1 protein-coding gene is annotated in these 533 nt (G+C 42.8%); it reads right to left on the bottom strand.

The features are described 5' to 3' along the window. Nucleotides 1-494: YhjD/YihY/BrkB family envelope integrity protein (locus tag A3738_RS05280; protein ID WP_197473613.1), on the bottom strand; the 494-nt coding region annotated here is incomplete at its 3' end. Nucleotides 495-533 lie beyond the last annotated feature (39 nt).

Raw genomic sequence — 533 nt, 5'->3', positions numbered from 1 at the left:
ATCATGCTCATGTAATTGCTCAAACGACGACTAACTGAGCGCGTACTTGCGACATACCAAATTTGATTAAATGCGTGTTCAACCTTTTGTACTAGGGAAACCACTGTGTACAGCAATAAGACCAGACCAACTGCACCCAGAACGCCGACTTTCACGTTGTCGACAAACTGAAGGATCGAGTTCAGAATTTCTTGGCCTTTTTCTCCCATCGGTAAGAGAAAATGCTCGATCGCAGGCATGAAGTGATTTTGTACGTTGAAATATCGCAGCAATGAAAAGCTCAGCGCTAAGAGCGGCACAACGGATAAAATACTGGTAAACACCAAGCTCATTGCGTGCAAAGAGACATTGCCTTGCATTATGTCTCGTACAATCGCAAAGCATACACGTGCTGTACGATGCCCTAATCGTTCAATTGAGCTTTTGTCCGAACTTACCGGACGCATCAACCAATCGTATATAAGTGCCTGTTTTTCAGAAATAAAAGGTAACAACTACTACGTCTCCAAAGATCTTTAAGTGAGTATAGTTGA

Source organism: Oleiphilus sp. HI0066 (assembly GCF_001635725.1).
The sequence above is the reverse complement of the archived record's forward strand: the minus strand, read 5'-3'. Positions and strand labels throughout refer to the sequence as shown.